At 63.5% G+C, this 19,266-nt stretch carries 18 protein-coding genes; 7 read left to right on the top strand and 11 right to left on the bottom strand.

The features are described from left to right. Nucleotides 1–624: 624 nt before the first annotated feature. Nucleotides 625–2,853, top strand: a complete 2,229-nt coding sequence (gene flhA / locus ACZYOF_RS34195; protein ID WP_130581079.1) for a flagellar biosynthesis protein FlhA — start codon at nucleotides 625–627, stop codon at nucleotides 2,851–2,853. Between the two features lie 309 nt (nucleotides 2,854–3,162). After that, nucleotides 3,163–3,357: a hypothetical protein gene (locus ACZYOF_RS34190; protein ID WP_463718524.1), complete on the top strand. Its 195-nt coding sequence runs from the start codon at nucleotides 3,163–3,165 to the stop codon at nucleotides 3,355–3,357. Nucleotides 3,358–3,494: 137 nt separating this feature from the next. Here the strand turns inward: ACZYOF_RS34190 and ACZYOF_RS34185 are convergent, their stop codons facing one another. The 4 genes from ACZYOF_RS34185 to fliI all read right to left on the bottom strand — a co-directional run bounded on the left by ACZYOF_RS34185 (nucleotide 3,495) and on the right by fliI (nucleotide 7,004). Continuing rightward, nucleotides 3,495–4,394: an anti-sigma factor gene (locus tag ACZYOF_RS34185; RefSeq protein WP_463718523.1), complete on the bottom strand. Its 900-nt coding sequence runs from the start codon at nucleotides 4,392–4,394 to the stop codon at nucleotides 3,495–3,497. Between the two features lie 33 nt (nucleotides 4,395–4,427). Then, nucleotides 4,428–4,973: a sigma-70 family RNA polymerase sigma factor gene (locus ACZYOF_RS34180; protein ID WP_282528076.1), complete on the bottom strand. Its 546-nt coding sequence runs from the start codon at nucleotides 4,971–4,973 to the stop codon at nucleotides 4,428–4,430. A 180-nt stretch (nucleotides 4,974–5,153) separates the two neighbouring features. Continuing rightward, a complete protein-coding gene (fliJ, locus tag ACZYOF_RS34175) occupies nucleotides 5,154–5,570 on the bottom strand; it encodes a flagellar export protein FliJ (RefSeq protein ID WP_456635503.1) in 417 nt (138 codons plus the stop codon). 108 nt (nucleotides 5,571–5,678) lie between these two features. Continuing rightward, complete coding sequence (gene fliI / locus ACZYOF_RS34170; protein ID WP_463718522.1) at nucleotides 5,679–7,004, bottom strand: flagellar protein export ATPase FliI; 1,326 nt, start codon at nucleotides 7,002–7,004, stop codon at nucleotides 5,679–5,681. A 369-nt stretch (nucleotides 7,005–7,373) separates the two neighbouring features. On the opposite strand from fliI, the gene ctrA reads away from it, so the two are divergent. Together ctrA and ACZYOF_RS34160 are read left to right on the top strand one after the other, a co-directional pair. Further along, complete coding sequence (ctrA, locus tag ACZYOF_RS34165) at nucleotides 7,374–8,075, top strand: response regulator transcription factor CtrA (protein ID WP_016848562.1); 702 nt, start codon at nucleotides 7,374–7,376, stop codon at nucleotides 8,073–8,075. A gap of 166 nt (nucleotides 8,076–8,241) precedes the next feature. Then, a complete protein-coding gene (locus tag ACZYOF_RS34160) occupies nucleotides 8,242–8,826 on the top strand; it encodes a DUF4126 domain-containing protein (RefSeq protein WP_463718521.1) in 585 nt (194 codons plus the stop codon). Between the two features lie 37 nt (nucleotides 8,827–8,863). Here the strand turns inward: ACZYOF_RS34160 and ACZYOF_RS34155 are convergent, their stop codons facing one another. Beyond that, nucleotides 8,864–9,604, bottom strand: a complete 741-nt coding sequence (locus tag ACZYOF_RS34155) for a dioxygenase family protein (RefSeq protein ID WP_463718520.1) — start codon at nucleotides 9,602–9,604, stop codon at nucleotides 8,864–8,866. A 44-nt stretch (nucleotides 9,605–9,648) separates the two neighbouring features. On the opposite strand from ACZYOF_RS34155, the gene ACZYOF_RS34150 reads away from it, so the two are divergent. The 3 genes from ACZYOF_RS34150 (at nucleotide 9,649) to ACZYOF_RS34140 (ending at nucleotide 11,977) form a co-directional block, all read left to right on the top strand. Continuing rightward, the gene (locus ACZYOF_RS34150) at nucleotides 9,649–10,053 is read left to right on the top strand and encodes a DUF350 domain-containing protein (RefSeq protein ID WP_130581074.1); all 405 of its coding nucleotides are present in this window, start codon (nucleotides 9,649–9,651) and stop codon (nucleotides 10,051–10,053) included. 75 nt (nucleotides 10,054–10,128) lie between these two features. Beyond that, the gene (locus tag ACZYOF_RS34145; RefSeq protein WP_463718519.1) at nucleotides 10,129–10,470 is read left to right on the top strand and encodes a hypothetical protein; all 342 of its coding nucleotides are present in this window, start codon (nucleotides 10,129–10,131) and stop codon (nucleotides 10,468–10,470) included. Nucleotides 10,471–10,819: 349 nt separating this feature from the next. Continuing rightward, complete coding sequence (locus ACZYOF_RS34140; protein ID WP_463718518.1) at nucleotides 10,820–11,977, top strand: glutathionylspermidine synthase family protein; 1,158 nt, start codon at nucleotides 10,820–10,822, stop codon at nucleotides 11,975–11,977. 207 nt (nucleotides 11,978–12,184) lie between these two features. Here ACZYOF_RS34140 and ACZYOF_RS34135 read toward each other — a convergent pair whose 3' ends face one another. The 6 genes from ACZYOF_RS34135 to chpT all read right to left on the bottom strand — a co-directional run bounded on the left by ACZYOF_RS34135 (nucleotide 12,185) and on the right by chpT (nucleotide 18,924). After that, a complete protein-coding gene (locus ACZYOF_RS34135) occupies nucleotides 12,185–13,057 on the bottom strand; it encodes a CheR family methyltransferase (RefSeq protein WP_463718517.1) in 873 nt (290 codons plus the stop codon). Continuing rightward, on the bottom strand, nucleotides 13,054–14,217 hold the full coding sequence (locus tag ACZYOF_RS34130) for a protein-glutamate methylesterase/protein-glutamine glutaminase (protein ID WP_282528084.1): 1,164 nt from the start codon (nucleotides 14,215–14,217) through the stop codon (nucleotides 13,054–13,056). Before ACZYOF_RS34130 ends, ACZYOF_RS34135 begins: the two co-directional genes overlap by 4 nt. A gap of 85 nt (nucleotides 14,218–14,302) precedes the next feature. Continuing rightward, nucleotides 14,303–14,668, bottom strand: coding sequence for a response regulator (locus ACZYOF_RS34125; RefSeq protein WP_028165519.1), 366 nt, complete (start codon nucleotides 14,666–14,668; stop codon nucleotides 14,303–14,305). 81 nt (nucleotides 14,669–14,749) lie between these two features. Next, nucleotides 14,750–15,220, bottom strand: a complete 471-nt coding sequence (locus tag ACZYOF_RS34120) for a chemotaxis protein CheW (RefSeq protein ID WP_027578765.1) — start codon at nucleotides 15,218–15,220, stop codon at nucleotides 14,750–14,752. A gap of 27 nt (nucleotides 15,221–15,247) precedes the next feature. After that, nucleotides 15,248–17,989, bottom strand: a complete 2,742-nt coding sequence (locus tag ACZYOF_RS34115) for a hybrid sensor histidine kinase/response regulator (RefSeq protein WP_130581069.1) — start codon at nucleotides 17,987–17,989, stop codon at nucleotides 15,248–15,250. A 290-nt stretch (nucleotides 17,990–18,279) separates the two neighbouring features. Then, entirely contained in the window at nucleotides 18,280–18,924 is a 645-nt protein-coding gene (chpT, locus tag ACZYOF_RS34110) for a histidine phosphotransferase ChpT (RefSeq protein WP_282528086.1), read from the bottom strand. Between the last annotated feature and the right edge of the window lie 342 nt (nucleotides 18,925–19,266).

Raw genomic sequence — 19,266 nt, 5'->3', positions numbered from 1 at the left:
GGAAAGCCGGAATGCTTCGGTTGAACCTGTGGTCCTACCCCCGTGCTTTTTGTTGCACGGGACCCATGGGTGCAACCGGCACCCGGCTTTCCCTGCGCCCTCTGATATCGAGGAGGGTGGAAAGTGACACAAAGCTCGGACGTATCACGTCGCGAGAATGCGGACTCACGCCCCTCACCATACTCTACCGTCATGGCCCGCGAAGGCGGGGCATCCAGTATCCGCGGCGTCTGAGCGTAAGCACTGCCGTCTCTGGAATACTGGATCGTCCGGTCAAGCCGGACGATGACAGCGGATAGCTGTTTGACAATTGAGTCAGAAACGCTCCACCCCTCATTGCGAGGAGCGCAAGCGACGAAGCGAAGCAATCCATGCCTCCGCAAGCGGCGAGATGGATTGCTTCGCTCCGCAATGACGCGGATAGAGCGGCGCACTCCAACCTTTCCCCTCCCCTGAGGAGCCTGCGAAGCAGGCGTCTCGAAGCGCGAGGCCATAGGCCGGGGCTCATCCTTCGTCCGGCCGGGAAAGGACAGTGCCGTTAACCCTTTACTAACCATACGCTGGGCAAAAATTGCCGGGTGAAGTCGAGTGTCGTCGGTCGCGTGTGACGGGAGGGGATCCCCCGTGGACGCCAGCGCGGTGCCTCACTTTCGGAGCGGCGGCCCGCAAGCCGCCGCGCAGACATTGGGCGGCCGTGCCCGGCAGGCGCGGGGGGATCGGGCTACCATGGTCGACGTGACGGCGGGTCAGGGCACGGCATCCGGCGGCTTCTCTTTCGCCGACATCACCAACGTCCTGAAGCGCGGCGATATCGCGCTGGCGTTCGGCATCCTCACCATCCTGGTGGTGCTGATCCTGCCGCTGCCCGCGATCGTGCTCGACCTGTTCCTGGCGATCTCGATCACGCTGTCGGTCCTGATCCTGATGACCGCCCTGTTCATCCAGGCGCCGCTGGAATTCTCCTCGTTCCCGACCATCCTCTTGATCTCGACCATGCTGCGGCTGTCGCTCAACCTGGCCTCCACCCGGTTGATCCTGTCGCACGGGCATGAGGGCACGGCGGCCGCCGGCCACGTCATCGAGGCCTTCGGCAATTTCGTGATGGGCGGCAATTTCGTGATCGGGATCATCGTGTTCGCGATCCTGGTCATCGTCAACTTCGTCGTCATCACCAAGGGTTCGGGCCGGATCGCCGAAGTCGCGGCGCGCTTTCACCTCGATTCGATGCCGGGCAAGCAGATGGCGATCGATGCCGACCTTTCGGCCGGCCTGATCGACGAGAAGGTCGCCAAGGAGCGGCGCAAGGAGCTGGAAGACGAAAGCGGCTTCTTCGGCGCCATGGACGGTGCCTCGAAATTCGTCCGTGGTGACGCCATCGCGGGCCTGCTCGTGGTGTTCATCAACGTCGTCGGCGGCATCATCATCGGCGTCGCCCAGCAGGGCCTGGGCTTTGCCGAGGCCGCGCGCACCTACACCGTGCTGACCGTCGGCGACGGCCTGGTGACGCAGGTCCCGGCGCTGATCGTCTCGACCGCCGCGGGCCTCCTGGTCTCGAAGGCCGGCGTCTCCGGCGCCGCCGACAAGGCGCTGATGAAACAGCTCTCGGGCTATCCGCAGGCGCTCGGCATGTCGGCCGGCGTGATGATCGTGCTGTCGCTGCTCCCTGGCATTCCGATGATCCCGTTCCTGGCGCTCGGCTCCGGCGCTGCGGCGCTGGCCTGGACCGCACGCAAGCAGAAACATGCCGCCAAGGCTGCCCAGGCCGCCGCTGCGGCCGCCCCTACGGCTGCGGCTGCGGCAGCCGCGGCGGCCGCCGAGGAGCCGATCTCGAGCGCACTCAAGATCGACGACCTCAAGATCGAGCTCGGCTATGCGCTGCTGCCGCTCGTCAACGGCCCCGACGGCACCGACCGACTGACCGAGCAGATCAAGGCGCTGCGCCGCTCGCTCGCCGTCGAGATGGGCTTCGTGATGCCGGCAGTGCGCATCCTCGACAACGTCCAGCTCGAGGCCAACACCTACGTCATCAAGATCAAGGAGGTCGACGCCGGCACGGGGCGGATCTGGCCGAACCAGTTCATGGTGATGGACCCCGGCGGCAACCAGGTCGCGATCCCCGGCATCCACACCGTCGAGCCGACATTTGGTCTGCCTGCGACCTGGGTCGACGCCGCGCTGAAGGAAGAGGCCTCGCTGAAGGGCTATACCGTGGTCGATGCCGCGACCGTGCTGTCGACGCACCTGACCGAGCTGCTCAAGAACAACATGTCGGACTTGCTGTCCTACGGCGAGGTGCAGAAGCTGCTCAAGGAGCTGCCGAAGGAGCAGGGCGAGCTGATCAAGGACATCGTGCCGAGCCAGGTCACGATCTCCGGCATCCAGCGCGTGCTGCAATTGCTGCTGGCCGAGCGCGTCTCGATCCGCGACCTCTCGACCATCCTCGAAGGCATTGCGGACGCGCTCGCCTTCTCGCGCAATCCGGCGACCATGGTCGAGCATGTCCGCGCCCGCCTGGCCCGGCAGATCTGCGCGCAGAACACCTCCTACAACGGCTATCTGCCGCTGATCGCGCTGTCGGCGCGCTGGGAGCAGGCGTTTGCGGAATCGATCGTGGGCACCGGCGAGGACAGGAGCCTCGCGATGCAGCCGTCGAAACTGTCGGAATTCATGACCGCGACCCGCAACGCCTTCGAGCAGGCCGCGCGCGAAGGTGAGGCGCCGGTGCTGGTGACCTCGGCCGCGATCCGGCCCTTCGTTCGCTCGCTGGTTGAACGCTTCCGCTCGCAGACGACCGTTTTGTCGCAGGCGGAGATCCATCCGCGGGCACGCTTGAAGACCGTCGGTAGCGTCTGACCGGCGCGCAAATCAGCTGTTTAGCGGCGCAGCATTTTCGTCACATGCAACTGGTTTGTCGAAAATGGCTTAATTTCAACGGCTTATCGTCCGCGTGCAGCGATTTCGACCTAATGCATTGCAATAACTAGAGAATATGAACTCCAACGCCGATTCCGATCGCGTAGGATCACGTCTGTTCACGGGCTTGTGATCGCCTCTACGGAACGGAATCCGCGATTCCTATGTTGGAAGGGCGCAAGGATGTTGAACCTGTCGGAAGAGGCGACCGACAAAAGTAAGCGACAGGGAAGGCGGCAGGAGACTTCCATGAACCACTCGATCTACAGCGCGGATCGGACGACCCACCTGAAGATTGTGGTCGTTGCACTCGTAGCGGGTGTGGTTGTGGCCGGCCTTGGCATCATGGCGCGTAACAGCGTGGAGGAGTATCAGACCGCGCGGGTGATGAAGGCCGGCAAGCCGGTGGCCATCACCTCATCGAACAATTCGCTCGTACGCTAGAGCAGGAGAGGAATTTACGGAATTCACGTGGTTCTTTACAGCCCCCCAAAGGCCACGTGGATATTAAGACCCCCAACTACCCCCAAGTTGACTATCGAAAACGCCCGCTCCCCACGGGCGTTTTCTTTTTATTTGAATCAGCGGTTCGGCGCCGGCGCGCCCGGCGGCACGCTCTCGATCAGCCTGCCGGAAAAGATCGGCGCAGAGGTCGGCGTGCCCGTCGGCGACCCGCCCTCCGGCTCGACGGTGACTGCGTAGGTCGCGTCACTGACCGTGGCGGCATCGTAGGATGACAGCACCGGGCGCTCGGTGAAGTCATCGGCGCCGATCACGCCGAGCGAACGCGGCTGCGGCAGCTTGTCGGAGATCAGCCACAGCTCGAAGCTCTTCCCGGGCTCCGGCGTCGCCCCGACCCGGCGCACCGTGAAGTTCCTGGTGGCGGCATCGACGGTCAGGATGAAGGCCGGAGAGTTGCCGTCCTGCTGCAGCACGGCGACAAATTGCCCCGATGGCGGCGCGGGCGGTGTCTTCACCTCCACGATCTCTGTGCGGGGCTTCGGACGGATGGCGTCAGGCAGGGCATCGGGCCGGTAGACCTGAAGCCCCAGCACCACCAGGAGCGCCGCCGCGATCGCGCTCACCGCCGACGCCACGCCGCGCCAGCGCCTCAGCCGGCTCGTGAGTCGGACGACCCGGCCGTCATCGACGACCGGTGCCTGCTGGATAGGTGCCGCCTCGACTCTAGGCTCGACCGGGGGGAGCGGAGATGGTGGCGCTTCCGGCGGCAGCGCCACGGGCGCTTGCGGTGCGGAGGACTGCGCGATCGCGCTTCGGATGCTCTCCCACACGATCGGCCGCGGCTCGACCAGGCCCACCATCTGGTTGAGCGGGCCGAGCCTGAATTCCCAGGCGTGCACCAGGGCGGCGAACTCCTTGTCCATCGCCATCATGGTCTCAACCTGCGCGCGCTCCTCCGCATCGAGCGTGCCGAGCGCATACTCGGCGGCGAGCGCGATATGGTCCTCGTTATGGGCCATCACGTGATATCGGGGCCTTCAAACCCCAAGCCTTCAAACCCCAAGACACTCCCTGATCTCCAGCAGGCTGCGGCGCAGCCATGTCTTCACCGTGTTCACCGGCGTCTCGAATTTGACGGCGAGCTGTTCGCGGCTCCAGCCGTTGTAATAGGCAAGCAGCACGAGCTTCTGCCGGTCCGGCTCCAGACGGCCGACACATTCCAACAGCCGGCGCAGCTCCTCCGTCATCTCGCGTCGCGCCAGCGGATCTGGCGTCTCGGCCGCGACCTCCATCGCCGCTGGCTCTTCCTCCAGCGAGATTTCGCCCTTCTTGCGGACCAGGTCGATGGCGCGGTTGCGGGCAATGGATGCCATCCAGGTGATCGGCGACGCCAGCGCCGGGTCGAATTGTCCCGCGCTGTTCCAGATCTTGACGTAAGTATCCTGAATGACCTCCTCGGCAAGATCCTGTCGCCGCAAGATACGCAGGACGACCCCGAAGAGTTTCGCCCGTGTGGCCACGTACAATCGCTCGAAAGCGGCCTCATCCCCCTTCGCAACGGCAGCGATCAGCCAGACCAGTTCAGCCGGCGTCAGCATTCAGCATTCCCCAAATCGCGATCCCTGTTCGCCTGATGCCGGGAATTAATCCTATCCTTTCGTAGCATAGTTCGGCAGGCCGCGGTCCACCAGCCGATCTGATTCGGGACCTTTCCATAGCAAAAACCCGGGCTTCGCAGCCCGGGTTCGGTTCCCGTTCAGCCTGCAGAGGTTCAGGATTCAGGCGACGCCGAGGCGCGCGCGCATCAAGCCGATCGAGTCCATGTCGGCCTGCTCGCGGGCGCTCTCTTCAGCGCGCTCGCGGGCCTGGTCGCGCTCGTCCAGGAGCTCGACCTTCTTGAGTTCCTCAAAGGCTTCGCCGAGCTGCGCCTTGGCCTCTTCGAGCTGGATGCGCAGTTCATCGGCGGAGCGGGTCAGGTTTTCGCGGCGCTGGATCGCAGCCTTGGCATAGGTCGGATAGGCGAAGTGGGAGGGATCGTTGATCCCGGCCCGCTCCTGCTCGACCTGTATCTCGCGTTCAAGCTCCACCGACATGCGGTGGAAATCGGCGATCATGCCTTCGATCTGGGTGACCCTGCGGCGCTTCTCGTCGACCTGAAACTTCTTCAGGCGGATCAGCGTGTCACGTGACTTCATCGACTCATACTCCCCAGAAGTCCCGATTTTGAACGCGGGACAAGGCCGGCTCCCCCTGGGCCCCGCCGGCGCAGTTAATGACGTGCCGCGGATGATGGCCCGACAAAGTTAGCGTTCCGTTTCCAAATTCGAGAGGATTTGCGCCAGTTGCCGGTAGCCGTCGGCCAAACTGACCGACTCGCCCTTGGCCTGGCGCAGGAAGGCCTCCAAAGGCTCATGCAGGCGGATTGCCTCGTCCACTTCCGGGCTGGAACCCGCCCGGTAGGCGCCAAGCCGGATCAACTCCTCCATATCGGCATATGTCGCCATCACCTGCCGCGCCCTGGTGATAACGGGGAGAAATGCCGGATCGGCCGAACGCGGCATCGTGCGGGACACCGATTTGAGAATGTTGATCGCAGGATAGCGCCCGCGCTCGGCGATCGAGCGCTGCATCACGATATGACCATCGAGGATGCCGCGCACGGCATCGGCGATCGGCTCATTGTGGTCGTCGCCATCGACCAGCACCGTGAAGATCGCGGTGATGGCGCCGACCCCGGTCCCCGGCCCTGCCCGCTCCAGAAGCTTCGGCAGTTCGGTGAACACCGTCGGCGTGTAGCCCTTGGCTGTCGGCGGCTCGCCGGCGGACAGGCCGATCTCGCGCTGCGCCATGGCAAAGCGCGTCACCGAATCCATCAGGCACAGCACCTCCTTGTCCTCATCGCGAAAATACTCCGCGATCGCGAGCGTGAGATAGGCGGCCTGCCGCCGCATCAAGGCCGGCTCGTCGGAGGTCGCAACCACGACCACCGAGCGGGCAAGGCCCTCCTCGCCGAGATCTTCCTGGAGGAATTCCTGCACCTCGCGGCCGCGTTCGCCGATCAGCCCGATCACCGAAATGTCGGCATCGACGTTCCGCGCCAGCATCGACAGCAGCACCGACTTGCCGACGCCGGAGCCGGCGAAGATGCCGAGCCGTTGGCCGCGGCAGCAGGTCAGGAACGTGTTGAGCGCGCGGATGCCGAGATCAAGCGGGCTGCCGACCCGCTTGCGCGAATGCGCCGGCGGCGGTGAGTTGCGGAAGGGTACGGGAGAGGCGCCCTGCGACAGCGGACCCTTGCCGTCGATCGGCTCGCCCATCGCGTTAACGACGCGGCCGAGCCAGGCCGGCGACGGCCGCACGAAGCCGGCGGCATTGGCGATGACAGCACGGCAGCCGCGCCTGACGCCTTCGAGACCACCGAACGGCATCACCACCGCGTTGCTGCCGGAGAAGCCGATCACCTCCGCCGGGATGAAGCGATTGCCGCCAACGTCGATCACGATGCGGGCGCCGACCGACATCGCATGGATAGGGCCTGCGATCTCCACCATGAGCCCGCGGACGCCGACCACGCGGCCATAAATATTGACGCCGTCGATGTCGCCGATCTGTTCCGCGAGCGCCTTCATTGCGAAAACCTTAAGTTTCGCCGATTTCTGCGCATCCGCTTAACTTCGTGTTTACCCGCATCATTAATCATTACGTCACTGTCTTTGGGTGACTGAGGTCGCTTGCCTGTTCAGAAGAAGGGCGAGTCGCAAGAGTCGGTTAGTCCGGCCTCTTAATGTGGAGCTTGAACGAGAACGGATGAGAAAAGCTACTTCCACGCAATATCTTAGGGCGATTCGAAAAAAATTGCACCGCGGACCTTGCGAACGGGAATCAGTTTTTGTTAACCATGTCTCGTCAGGATCCGAATCAGTTGTGCAAAGGCGTTTTGTGAGTGCCGCAAGTGCGGCCGACCTGACGCCCAGGAGCGGCGACTAAAGGGGACTGGCATGCGCGTTTTGCTGATAGAAGATGACAGCGCCGTCGCGCAGTCGATCGAATTGATGCTCAAATCCGAGAGTTTCAACGTCTATACGACGGACCTCGGAGAAGAAGGCGTTGATCTCGGCAAACTCTATGACTACGACATCATTCTTCTCGACCTGAACCTGCCCGACATGTCCGGCTACGACGTGCTGAAGCAGCTCCGGGTCTCCAAGATCAAAACCCCCATTCTGATCCTCTCCGGCCTCGCCGGCATCGAGGACAAGGTCAAAGGTCTCGGCGTCGGCGCCGACGACTACATGACCAAGCCCTTCCACAAGGACGAGCTGGTCGCGCGCATCCACGCCATCGTGCGCCGCTCCAAGGGCCATGCCCAGTCCGTCATCCAGACCGGCGACCTCGTGGTTAATCTCGACACCAAGACGGTGGAAGTCGGCGGCCAGCGCGTGCATCTGACCGGCAAGGAATACCAGATGCTGGAGCTGCTCTCGCTGCGCAAGGGCACCACGCTGACGAAGGAAATGTTCCTGAACCACCTCTATGGCGGCATGGACGAGCCGGAATTGAAGATCATCGACGTCTTCATCTGCAAGCTGCGCAAGAAGCTCGCCAACGCCTCCGAAGGCCGCAACTTCATCGAGACCGTGTGGGGCCGCGGCTACGTGCTGCGCGAGCCGCACGAGGCCGACGAACGCATCCCGGCCTGATTACTCCGATCTCGCTGCTCCGACGAAAACCCCGCCGAAATGGCGGGGTTTCTGTTTTGACCCAATCCGGATTGCCAAGGTTCAATCACCTCATATTTGAGCCTGGCGGGAACGATCTAAACTTCTGCTACGATGAACCGAACTGGGCTGATGGAGTTTGCGACACATGTCGAACTTCGATCTGGCACTGTCGGTCGGCCTTGGCATCGGCCTGGCCGCCGCAACCGGCTTCCGGCTATTCCTGCCACTGCTGATCCTGAGCGTGGCCGCCTACACCGGACATGCGAACCTGAATGAGGGCTTTGCATGGCTCGGCACACCCGCCGCGATCATCATGCTTGGCACCGCGGCCATAGCCGAGATCGCCGCATTCTACATTCCCGGTGTGGACAACCTGCTCGACACCGTGGCGACGCCCGCTGCCGTCGTCGCGGGGACGATCATTTCCGCCGCTGTGATGACCGACGTACCGCCGATGCTGAAATGGACGGCGGCCGTTATCGCGGGCGGCGGCATCGCCGGCATCACGCAAGGTTTGACCGCGGTGCTCAGGGCAAAATCGACCGTCTTCACTGGCGGCCTAGGAAATTCTGTCGTGGCAACCACCGAACTCGGAAGCGCCTCGCTGATCTCACTTCTGGCCCTGGCCGCGCCGCTCGCCGCGCTCGCGCTGGTCGTGCTGTTTTTCTGGCTCGCCTTCCGCCTGCTTCGGGGATCGGCTCGGCGATCGCACCAGCCGAACGAACCATGAGAGGTCACACGTCTGGTTGTGACCTTCGTCAATCGGCTCAAGCGAGGCTCACGACGAAATTATAGCGGCCGATCTTGCCGTCGGACGCGCCGTCGATGCGCATCAGCAGGCGGCGGTCGAAGATGCCGTCGCGGCTGTTGGCACGTGCATCGTCCGGGAAGTAAAGCTGCGTGGTGAGGACCCGCTGACCCGGCGCCGCGATCTTGACGTGGAAGTGGCGTGTGCGCCCGGGATACGTGCCCGGCACGACGGTCTCGAAAACATATCGTCCCTGCGCATCCGTGACCTGGTATCCGCGCAGCTTATAGCCGGTATTGTCGTAGGCGCCGCGCGCGTCGGCGTGCCAGAGATCGACGACCGCGTTCGCGACAGATTGGCAGCGCCTGTCGATGACAAAGCCGGTCAACGTGATGGCCTCGCCCGCTGCATCAGCCCGAAAGTTGCGCTTCAGGGGTGTGCGCGGCGTGTAGAATGGCCCTTCGGTTTGCGAAACTGTGGGCGCGTTGTCGGCACCACATGATGGCGTTTCGGGCAGCAGTTGTGCTTGTGCCGGATCGGGCTGCCACAGCTCCGAAGCGGCAATGCCGAGCGAGGTTGCGGCCAGCCAGCGACCAATGGCCTGACGCCGCGTCAACAGATGATCTTTCATCAGGGATTGCCGACCTGTTTCCATGGGCACCACCGAGATGCGATTGAACCGGCCGTTGTCATCCGGCGACCAACGGATCGTGCAATTCTGTTGTCGGACGAATCGGGGCACGCTCAGCAAGGCCAGCATTCGGTTTTGCGTCGCCGCGCCGAAACAATGATACGGCGCGTTGAATGATCCTGCAATCGCTTGCCGGGCTTCCGGCTTTCCTGGTCTATTTCTGCACGGCGCTGGTCGCCGTCATGGCCTATCTCTTCGCCTATACCCGCGTCACCGCGCATAACGAATTCGAGCTCATCCGCGAGAACAATACCGCGGCTGCAATCGCGCTGGGCTTGAGCCTGTGCGGCTTCGTGCTGCCGGTGGTGAGCGCGATCGCGCATTCCGCCAACGTCATCGATTGCCTGATCTGGAGCGTGGTCGCGCTGATCGTCCAGATCATCGTCTACTTCATCGTCAAGGTCCCCGTACCGAACCTGTCGGGACGGATCGCCGACGGCGAGCTCGCGCCTGCGATCTGGCTCGGGCTCTCCTCGCTCGCCGGCGGCGCCCTCAACGCCGCCTCCATGATCTACTGACCTCACCTGACCCAAATCTACTGACCAATGGCGACCAACCCGTCCAAAGAGTTCGGAACGCGAAAGCCAGCCCCTGTGCCGCCGCGCCCGCCGACCAAACGTTCGGCCGAGATCGTCCTGATCCTGATGGGCACGCTGGCGGTCGGCGTCACCGCCTATTCGCTGATGCCAAGCGAGGATTGCGTGCGGTCGCCGAACGACCCGACACCATCGCTGCTGCAGAGCAACAACGCCGAATGCCGGCAGCGCGGATCTTCGTCCTCCAGCAGCCACGGCTCCAGCGGCGGTTCGCGCTACTCCGGCAGCGACTCCTCCTCGAGCCATTCGGCCTCAGGCGCATCCGATTCAGGATCGAACCATGTCAGCCGCGGCGGCTTCGGCTCGTTCGCACACGCCTTCGGCTTCTCCGGTGGTTGAGAACAGCATATGCTTCGCACATCGCCGTGAAATGCGCGCTTTTGCTTGCCTTGGCATCGGTCAGTGTTGGAGACTGGCGTCACACCGCAAACGGCGGAAGACAGGACTGCCGTCATGAAACGCTCGCGCCGCGTCGTACTGACTCTGATGGGAAGTGCGGCGGTCGGCGCCGTCTCGATGGGGCTGGTACCGCGCACCAATTGCGGCCCCGGTAACACGGCCATGCCCCGCCCCGGTGGCAAACCCGATTGCGGCCCGGTCTACGGTGGATTCGGCGGCACGCCACGCCGCTTCCAGGACCATGCCGAGGGTGACTTCGACCCATCGTATGGCGGAAGCTGATATCCTCATGCGCCGCATCCCTTGTCCCGAGCGTGACGACTGGCGGGCGACCGCCGAGCACGCCGGCTTCAGTTTCCACAGCATCGACGGCGAACGCTACTGGGACGAACGCGCCTATTACGCCTTCACGCTTGACGAGATCGAGCGCGGGATCGAGGCGCCGACCGGCGAGATCGATGCGATGTGCCTCGAACTGGTCGGTCGCGCCATCGAAGACGAAAAATATCTGCGCCGATTGAAGATCCCGGAAGCGTTCTGGCCGCTGATCGCGGAAAGCTGGCGCCGCAACGAGAGCAGCCTCTATGGCCGGCTCGATCTCAGCTTCGACTGGCGCGGATCGGCAAAGCTCCTGGAGTACAACGCCGACACGCCGACCTCGATCTTCGAAGCGGCGGTGTTCCAATGGACCTGGCTCGAGCAGGCGATCGAGCGCAACATCATCCCGAAGCGGGCCGACCAGTACAATTCGATCCACGAGCGGCTGATCGACGCCTGGAAGAAACTGGCATCCGGCGGACATCTGCATCTTGCCGGCATGACCGGCAATACCGAGGACGCCGCAACGCTGGCCTATCTGGAGGACACCGCGTCGCAGGCCGGCCTTGCGACCACGCTGCTCGATATCGAAGACATCGGCCTTACCGAGGACGGCCGCTTTGTCGACCTGGATAACCGCGCAATCGAGCTCGCATTCAAGCTCTATCCCTGGGAATGGATGTTCCGCGACAGCTTCGGCGCCAGGCTCGCGAGCGCTCCGACGCGCTGGATCGAGCCGCCGTGGAAGGCGATCCTGTCCAACAAGGGCATCCTGCCGCTGCTATGGGAGATGTATCCGAACCATCCCAATCTGCTGCCGGCCTATTTCGAGGATGATCCGAACGCGCAAGCGCTCGGCAGCTCGTTCGTCCGTAAGCCGATCTATTCGCGCGAGGGCGCCAATGTCGCACTGGTCAGCGCCGGCACCACGCTGGTCGAGCAGGAAGGGCCCTATGGCGCGGAAGGCTTCATCCGCCAGGCGCTGGCACCGCTACCGAATTTCGCAGGGCAATATCCGGTGATCGGGAGCTGGCTGATCGATCACACCCCATGCGGACTGTCGATCCGCGAGGACGAGAATCCGATCACGGGCAACACGTCGCGCTTTTTGCCGCACGCGATCCTTTGACAGTGCGGCTCCTGCGTCATTGCGAGCGAAGCGAAGCAATCCATGCCTCCGCAAGCGGTGAGATGGATTGCTTCGCTACGCTCGCAATGACGGCCAAGGGCGATGGAGTTGTAGGATGGGTAGTGCGGCGCGAAACCCATTATTGGCGCCGCGTCCTCGTCGCGATGGGTTTCGCTCCGCTCTACCCATCCTACGGGAGCAACGCCGTTACCGCGCGGCGGAAGCGACCGCCTTTAGCCCGATCGGCGCGCCGGCGCGCGCGACCGGCGCGGTGCCCAGGCAATAGAGACCGCGGCGGTCCGGATAGGGCTTAAAGACGCTGGTGATGCCAACCACGGATTCGGCCGCCCCCAGCGCCAGCACGCCGTCAGGCTCGAGCATTTTCGCAAGCCGCGCGAAGATGTCCGTCTTCGTCTCCTGGTCGAAATAGATCAGCACGTTGCGGCAGAAGATCACGTCGAACATGCCGAGATGGGAAAAGTCCTGCAGCAGGTTGAGCTGGCGATGCTGCACCATGGCGCGGATATCGGCATTGAGCTGCCAGAACTCGCCGATCTGCGTGAAGTATTTCACCAAGAACTGGATAGGCAGGCCGCGCTGCACCTCGAACTGGCTGAAGATGCCGGCCTTGGATTTTTCCAGGACCGCCTGCGACAGGTCGGTCGCGACGATCTCGGTGCGCCAGCCCGCGAGCAGCGCGCCCACTTCCTTCAGGCACATCGCAATCGAGTAAGGCTCCTGCCCGGTCGACGATGCCGCGCACCAGATGCGCAGCGAACGCCGCGCGGCGCGCGCCTGGATCAGCGCCGGCAGCACCGCCTGCCTCAGATGATCGAACGGAATCTTGTCGCGGAAAAAGAAAGTCTCGTTGGTGGTCATCGCCTCGACCACTTCCGATGTCAGCGCCTCGGCGCCGCCGCCCTTCATCTTCTGGACCAGTTCCGGAATGCCGGCCAACCCCCACTTGCGCGCGAGCGGCACCAGCCGACTCTCGACCAGATATTGCTTGTCGGACGACAGGTCGAGGCCGGACCGCTCCTTCAAGAGCTTGCGCAGATAGTCATAATCCAACGGCGTCACGAACGATCTCCCGCAAACAACCGGTTAAGCTTCGGTCCGATCTCCTTGAGCGGCAGCACGGCCGCGCAGATACCCGCATTCGCCGCCGCGCCCGGCATGCCCCACACGACACTGGTCGCCTCGTCCTGGGCAATCACGCTGCCGCCGGCGGCGGCGATATCCTTGCCGCCGCGCATGCCGTCCGACCCCATGCCGGTCAGGATCACCGACATGATGCCGCCCTGCCAGACATCGATCGCGGACATGAACATGGGATCAACCGCGGGCTTGCAGAAATTCACCGGTGGCCCGTCATCGAGTGCGATCGCGATCTCGGCACCGCGGCGCGCAACGCGCATGTGGCGGCCGCCCGGCGCGAGATAGATCTGGCCGGCCTTGACGATCTCGCCGTCAACAGCCTCATGCGCCGGCCGGCGGCTGGCACGCGCGAGATGCTCGGCCAGGATCGTGGTGAAGGTCGGCGGCATGTGCTGGGTGATCAGCACCGGAAAGCGGTCGATCACCGGTCCGATCTCGGCGACCAGCGCCATCAGCGCCTGCGGACCACCTGTCGACGAACCGATCAAGAGCACCTTCGGCGCCAGCATGCCGAAGGGGCGGCGCACCAATGCCTGCTGCGAAGTCGCCGGGCGGATCGCGGCTTCGCGCGCCTTGTCCTGCACCGGGGCTATTGCCGGGCTTGCGGCGACGGGCGCCGCGCGCCGGCGCACCTTGGCACCGAGATGGCGGATCTTCTGGATCAGGTCGTGCCGGAAGGTTTCGGCGGCGCCCGCCTCGCGCGTGCTCTCCGGCTTGGGAATGTAATCGGCCGCGCCGAGCGACAGCGCCTTCAGGCTGATCTCTGCGTTGCGACGGGTCAGCGTCGAGGCCATGATGATGACGAGGTCGCGCTTCTTGGCGAGCAGCTTCGGCAGCGCCGAGATGCCGTCGAGCTCCGGCATTTCGATGTCGAGCACGGCGACATCGGGATTGACGCGCTCGAGCTGATTGACGGCGTCGAGACCGGTGCGGAAAGAGGCCGTCACCTCCATGTCGGATTCCGCGCCGATCCAGCGCGAGATCATGCCGCGGATGACGACGGAGTCGTCGACCACCATCACCCGCAACGGCTCCTCCCGCGTCGAAGTCCGGGACGGGGCATTTGTCAACGCAACACTCATCACTTCACCAACGGCTCAACGGCACGCCTTCTCCGGATCATGCTCTCATGCCGATGGCTTTCAGCCGCCGGATCGAACACGATACTCAGATCAGGCCGACCTCCTGGAACTTCGCGGTGACGATGTCCCGGTCGAACGGCTTCATGATGTATTCGTTGGCGCCGGCATGCAGCGCACGGGCGATATGCGCGACATCGTTCTCGGTGGTGCAGAACACCACCTTGGGCTGATCGCCGCCGGGCATGCGGCGCAGATTGCCGAGGAATTCGTAGCCATCCATCACCGGCATGTTCCAATCGAGCAACACGGCGGCGGGCATGGCGCGCTTGCAGGCTTCGAGCGCCTTCTCGCCATCCTCGGCTTCGACAATCTGGAAATCCAGGCCTTCCAGGATGCGACGCGCGACCTTGCGAATGACGCTGGAGTCATCGACGACAAGACAGGTTCTCATGTTGGGCCTCTACTTCCTCATCCCGCAAGGGACGTTTCCGTTTCAGTTCTTCAATAGGCGTGCCCGCCTGGAGCGCGATGACTAGGCCGCCTTCGCATCCGGCATCAGTTCGAGCACGCGGTCGACATCGAGGACGACCATAAGCTGGCCGTCGAGGCGATGGACGCCGCCGGCGAGCTTGGCCATCCGCGGGTCGAGGTTGACCGGATTCTCTTCGCGGCTGTCATCGGGCAGCCGCAGCACCTCGCCGATCTGATCGATCAAGAGGCCATAGGATTCGCCGCGGAGATCAACGCCGACCGCCATCGGCGGCTTGCCATCGTCGTTCTTCGGCAGGCCGAGCCGCGCGCGCATGTCGACCACGGTGACGATGCGACCGCGCAGGTTGAGCACGCCAGCGATCTCGCTGGAGGACAGCGGCACACGCGTCAGCCGCTCCGGCATGAACACGTCCTGCACGCGTGAGATCGGCAGGCCGAACAGTTGCCCGCCGATCACGGCGGTGACGTATTCGGCCATGGTGCCTTCGATGGTGTCGGTCTTGCTGGTCATCGTTTCAATTCCTTGTGCCCGACTCAACTATGCCGCTTTCCTGATCTCGGCGGTCTGTTCCTTCAACGCCGCGATCAGGCCGGGACGGTCGAATTTGGCCACGTAATCATGGAAGCCGGCTTGCCGCCCGCGCTCGATCGCGGCTGGCGAGACCATCGCCGACAGCGCGATGATCGGAACGCTACTCAAATGCTGATCGGAGCGGATGCTCTCGGCGAACTCGAAGCCGTTCATCTCGGGCATCTCGATGTCGGTCAGCACCACGTCGAACGCCTGTCCCGAACGCAGCGCGGCCAGCCCTTCCTGTGCGTTCGGCGCGGTACGCACCTTGTAGCCGGCGGCCTTCAGGACCGGGGCCAGCATGTTGCGGAAGAACGCGCTGTCGTCGACCAGAAGCACCGATTGCGCGTTGGAGGACGGCCGCATCTCCTTGCGGCTGAACCAGTCGGAGAAGGCCATCGGCAGGAAGTGGCCGACGTCGATCACTTCGGTCGCCTGGCCCTTGATCACGGCAGAGCCGAGAATGCCATCCTGCGAGCCTGCGACCTCGATGTGCAGCCGCTCCTCCACGATGTCGATGATCTCGTCCACCACGAGCCCCATCGAGCGGCCGTCGTCGGCGAACACCAGGATCGGCTGCGAGCCGGAGCTCTGCACATTGACATCAGCCATCTGCACCAGCGGCATCAACTGATCGCGGTACTGCACCATGTAGCGGCCGTTGGAGAGCTCGATCTTGTCGGTGGCGATCTCCTCCAGGCGCGTGACGAGGCCGAGCGGCACCGCCTTCGGCTGGCTGGTGCCGGCACGGAACACCAGGAGCGAGGTGAGCTGCTCGCCGCTGACATGGGCCGCGGCGTTGTCGTCCGCCATCTCATGGGCGGCTGAGCCGGCAGCGCCGAGCGCCTTGGCGATGCCGTTGGGGTCGATGATCATGATGACAGCGCCATCACCGAGGATGGTGTTGCCGGAGAACATGTCGATGTGACGCAGCTTGGTCGACATCGGCTTGACCACGATTTCCTCGGTGTGGAACACGCCGTCGACCACGATGCCGAAAGTCTGGCTGCCGACCTGCGTCACCACGATGAAGCCGTTCTCGGGATCGCTCGACGAACCGTCATCGATCCTGAGCAGCTTCTTCAGATGCATCAGCGGCAAGAGCTTGTTGCGCAGGCGCAGCACGGCGGTGTCCTTGATGCGCTCGATGCGGTGCTCGGAATTGGCCCGCGCGCGAACCAGTTCAACGACCGAGAGCTGGGGGATCGCAAAGCGGTCGCCGGCTGCTTCTACGATCAGCGCGGACACGATGGCGAGCGTCAGCGGGATCTTGATGGTGACGGAGCAGCCCTCGCCCGCGACCGACTTGATGTCGATGGTGCCGCCGATCTGGTCGATATTGGTGCGCACCACGTCCATGCCGACGCCGCGGCCGGAAACCGAAGTGACTTGCGCAGCGGTCGAGAAGCCCGGCGCGAAGATGAACTTGTGGATCTGCGCTTCCGTCATCTTCTCCAGCTCAGCCTCGGTGACGAGGCCGTTGGCCAGAGCTTTCGCCTTGATCCGGTCGGTGTTGAGGCCGCGGCCGTTGTCGGCGATGCAGATGATGATGTGGCCGCCCTCGTGATAGGCGGAGAGACGAATAGTGCCCTGCTCCGGCTTGCCGGCCGCCGCGCGCTCGGCCGTGGTCTCCAGACCATGGTCGGCGGAGTTGCGTACCATATGCGTCAGGGGATCCTTGATCAGATCGAGCACCTGGCGGTCGAGCTCGGTGTCGGCGCCGTGCATCTCCAGTTCGATCTGCTTGCCGAGTTCGCCCGAGAGGTCGCGCACGATGCGCGGCAGCTTCTGCCACGCATTGCCGATCGGCTGCATGCGCGTCTTCATGACGCCTTCCTGCAGCTCGGCGGTGACGTTCGAGAGACGCTGCAACGGCACCTTGAACTCGGTGTCCTCGTTGCGGCGGGAGATCTCCAGGAGCTGGTTGCGGGTCAGCACCAGCTCGGAGACCATGGTCATCAGGTGCTCCAGCGTATCCACGTTGACGCGGATCGACTGGTTGGCGACCTTGTCGGACTCGTGCATGTCGCCTTCGGCGGCGGCCGTCTTCCTCGGCGCCTTCTTCTCCTTGGCAACCTCTGCGGCCGGCTCATGCGCGGCGGGCTTGGCCGCGGGCGCGGCAGCCGGTGCGGGCGGCGTCACTTCGGTGGCGGTTTCGCGGAACGCGCGCTCGAGCTCGTCGAGCGAGACTTCACCGGGGCGCAGTGGACGTTCGAGCGTCTGCACCACCAGCGTGCCCTCCGTCGCCGCGGGCTGCAGCGGCGGCGCGGCCACGACAGGCGCCGCTACCTCAGCAGCAGGCTCGCCGCCGGCCTCCGCCGCCATCGATTCGAAACTGCGCTCGGCCATCTCGTGCAGCTTGACGATGAGGTCTTCGTCCGATCCTTCCGGCTCGGCTTCGGTTGCCTCCAGTCCTGCGAGGATCTCCTTGATGCGGTCGATGCTCGACAGGATCAGCGTCACCGCTTCCGCCGTGACCGGCATGCCGTCGCGGAATTTGCCCATCAAGGTCTCGCCGGCATGCGCCAGCGCTTCCAGTCGCGGAAGCCCCAGGAAGCCGCAGGTACCCTTGATGGTGTGTACCAGGCGAAAAATGTTATCGAGAATCTTCGCGTTGTTCGGCTCTTGCTCGAACTTCACCAACTGATTGTCGACCGTATCCAGGCTTTCGCTGGTCTCGGTCAGAAACTCTCGCATCAAATCGTCCATGAACCTGGCCTTCGTACGCAGCGGCACGCGACATCGACGCGCCTTACGGAACTTGGACCAGCTTCCATGCAAAGCGTTTAAGTTTGGTTGAGTATGTGGAAAAGAACGGGATCAACAAAGAGATAAGAAGAAAAGATCGAAATCAACGGCAAGTTGCAAACAATTGGTTAACGCTATGGCCGCCGTCGCGGCGCGCGGCGTACTCGCTTCGCGCCTCCGATCGCGCTCTACGTCGTTGTTTGCGCATGATCTCTTGAGCGCCTGCGCGCCAGGAGATCATGCAGCAATCGTCAGGACGCGCTGACCACCACGGTCTCGCCCTCGAGGGCGAGCTTGACGGTCAATCCGCAGGCCTGCGCCAACAGCCTCGTGTAATAGGGCTGCACTGCATGGGCATCGACCGCGGCCGAGGTGCTGCCGAGAATATCGACGATGTTCTGCGGCACGCGGGCGTTCAGCCCGGCCGAGGTGATGCGAAAGCTCATCGTCTCGCCCTCGCCGACCGGATCGATCGTCAGCGTGCCGCCGCGCGGAATCGTCTGCTGCGCGATCACGAGCATATTCAGGAGCAGCTTGACGCGGTTCTTGGGCAAGAGCAGCCGCGGCAGATTCCAGGTCAGCGTCACCTTGCCGTCCTCGATATGCCCCTTCGCCATGGCCTGGGCATCGCCGAGATCGATCTGCGCGCCGGCCGACCCGGCGGCACCGAAGGCAAGCCGGCAGAACTGCAGGCGGGCAGATGCGGTCTTGGCGCTCTTGCGGATCAGGTCGAGTGCAAAATCGCGGTCCTCGGGTTTCGGATTGTCGTCGATGACCTCAAGGCCATTGACGATCGCGCCGACAGGACTGATGAGATCGTGGCAGACCCGCGAGCATAGCAGCGCCGCCAGTTCGAGGGCATCGGGAGCGGGACCGAGAGACGAAGTGCCAGACATGAAGTGTTCCTGGAATGCCGCGATACACGCGGACGGGAGCGAATCACGCATGCTTTTGGGTTTGATACACTGGGGAAGCGCATGCTGCCAGCTTGCGGCGGAAGTGAGATGGGAACACTAGATCATGATCCGATTGGACCGAATCGGATCATGATCTCATCTTTCTGTTTGAGCATGATCTTTTCGGAAAACCGGTTTCCACTTTTCCGGATCATGCTCTAGCATTACAGTTGTCTTTTTGTTTTGAAGTGCGCGCGCTGGGCGGCGGCCTGGTGAGCTCTACGCCAAAGTGACCATGCGATGATGTGTGCGGGTTGGATTCGCTTTCGAGCGAGTCTGATG

This window comes from Bradyrhizobium sp. LeoA1Lang (genome assembly GCF_055413685.1).
The sequence above is the reverse complement of the archived record's forward strand: the minus strand, read 5'-3'. Positions and strand labels throughout refer to the sequence as shown.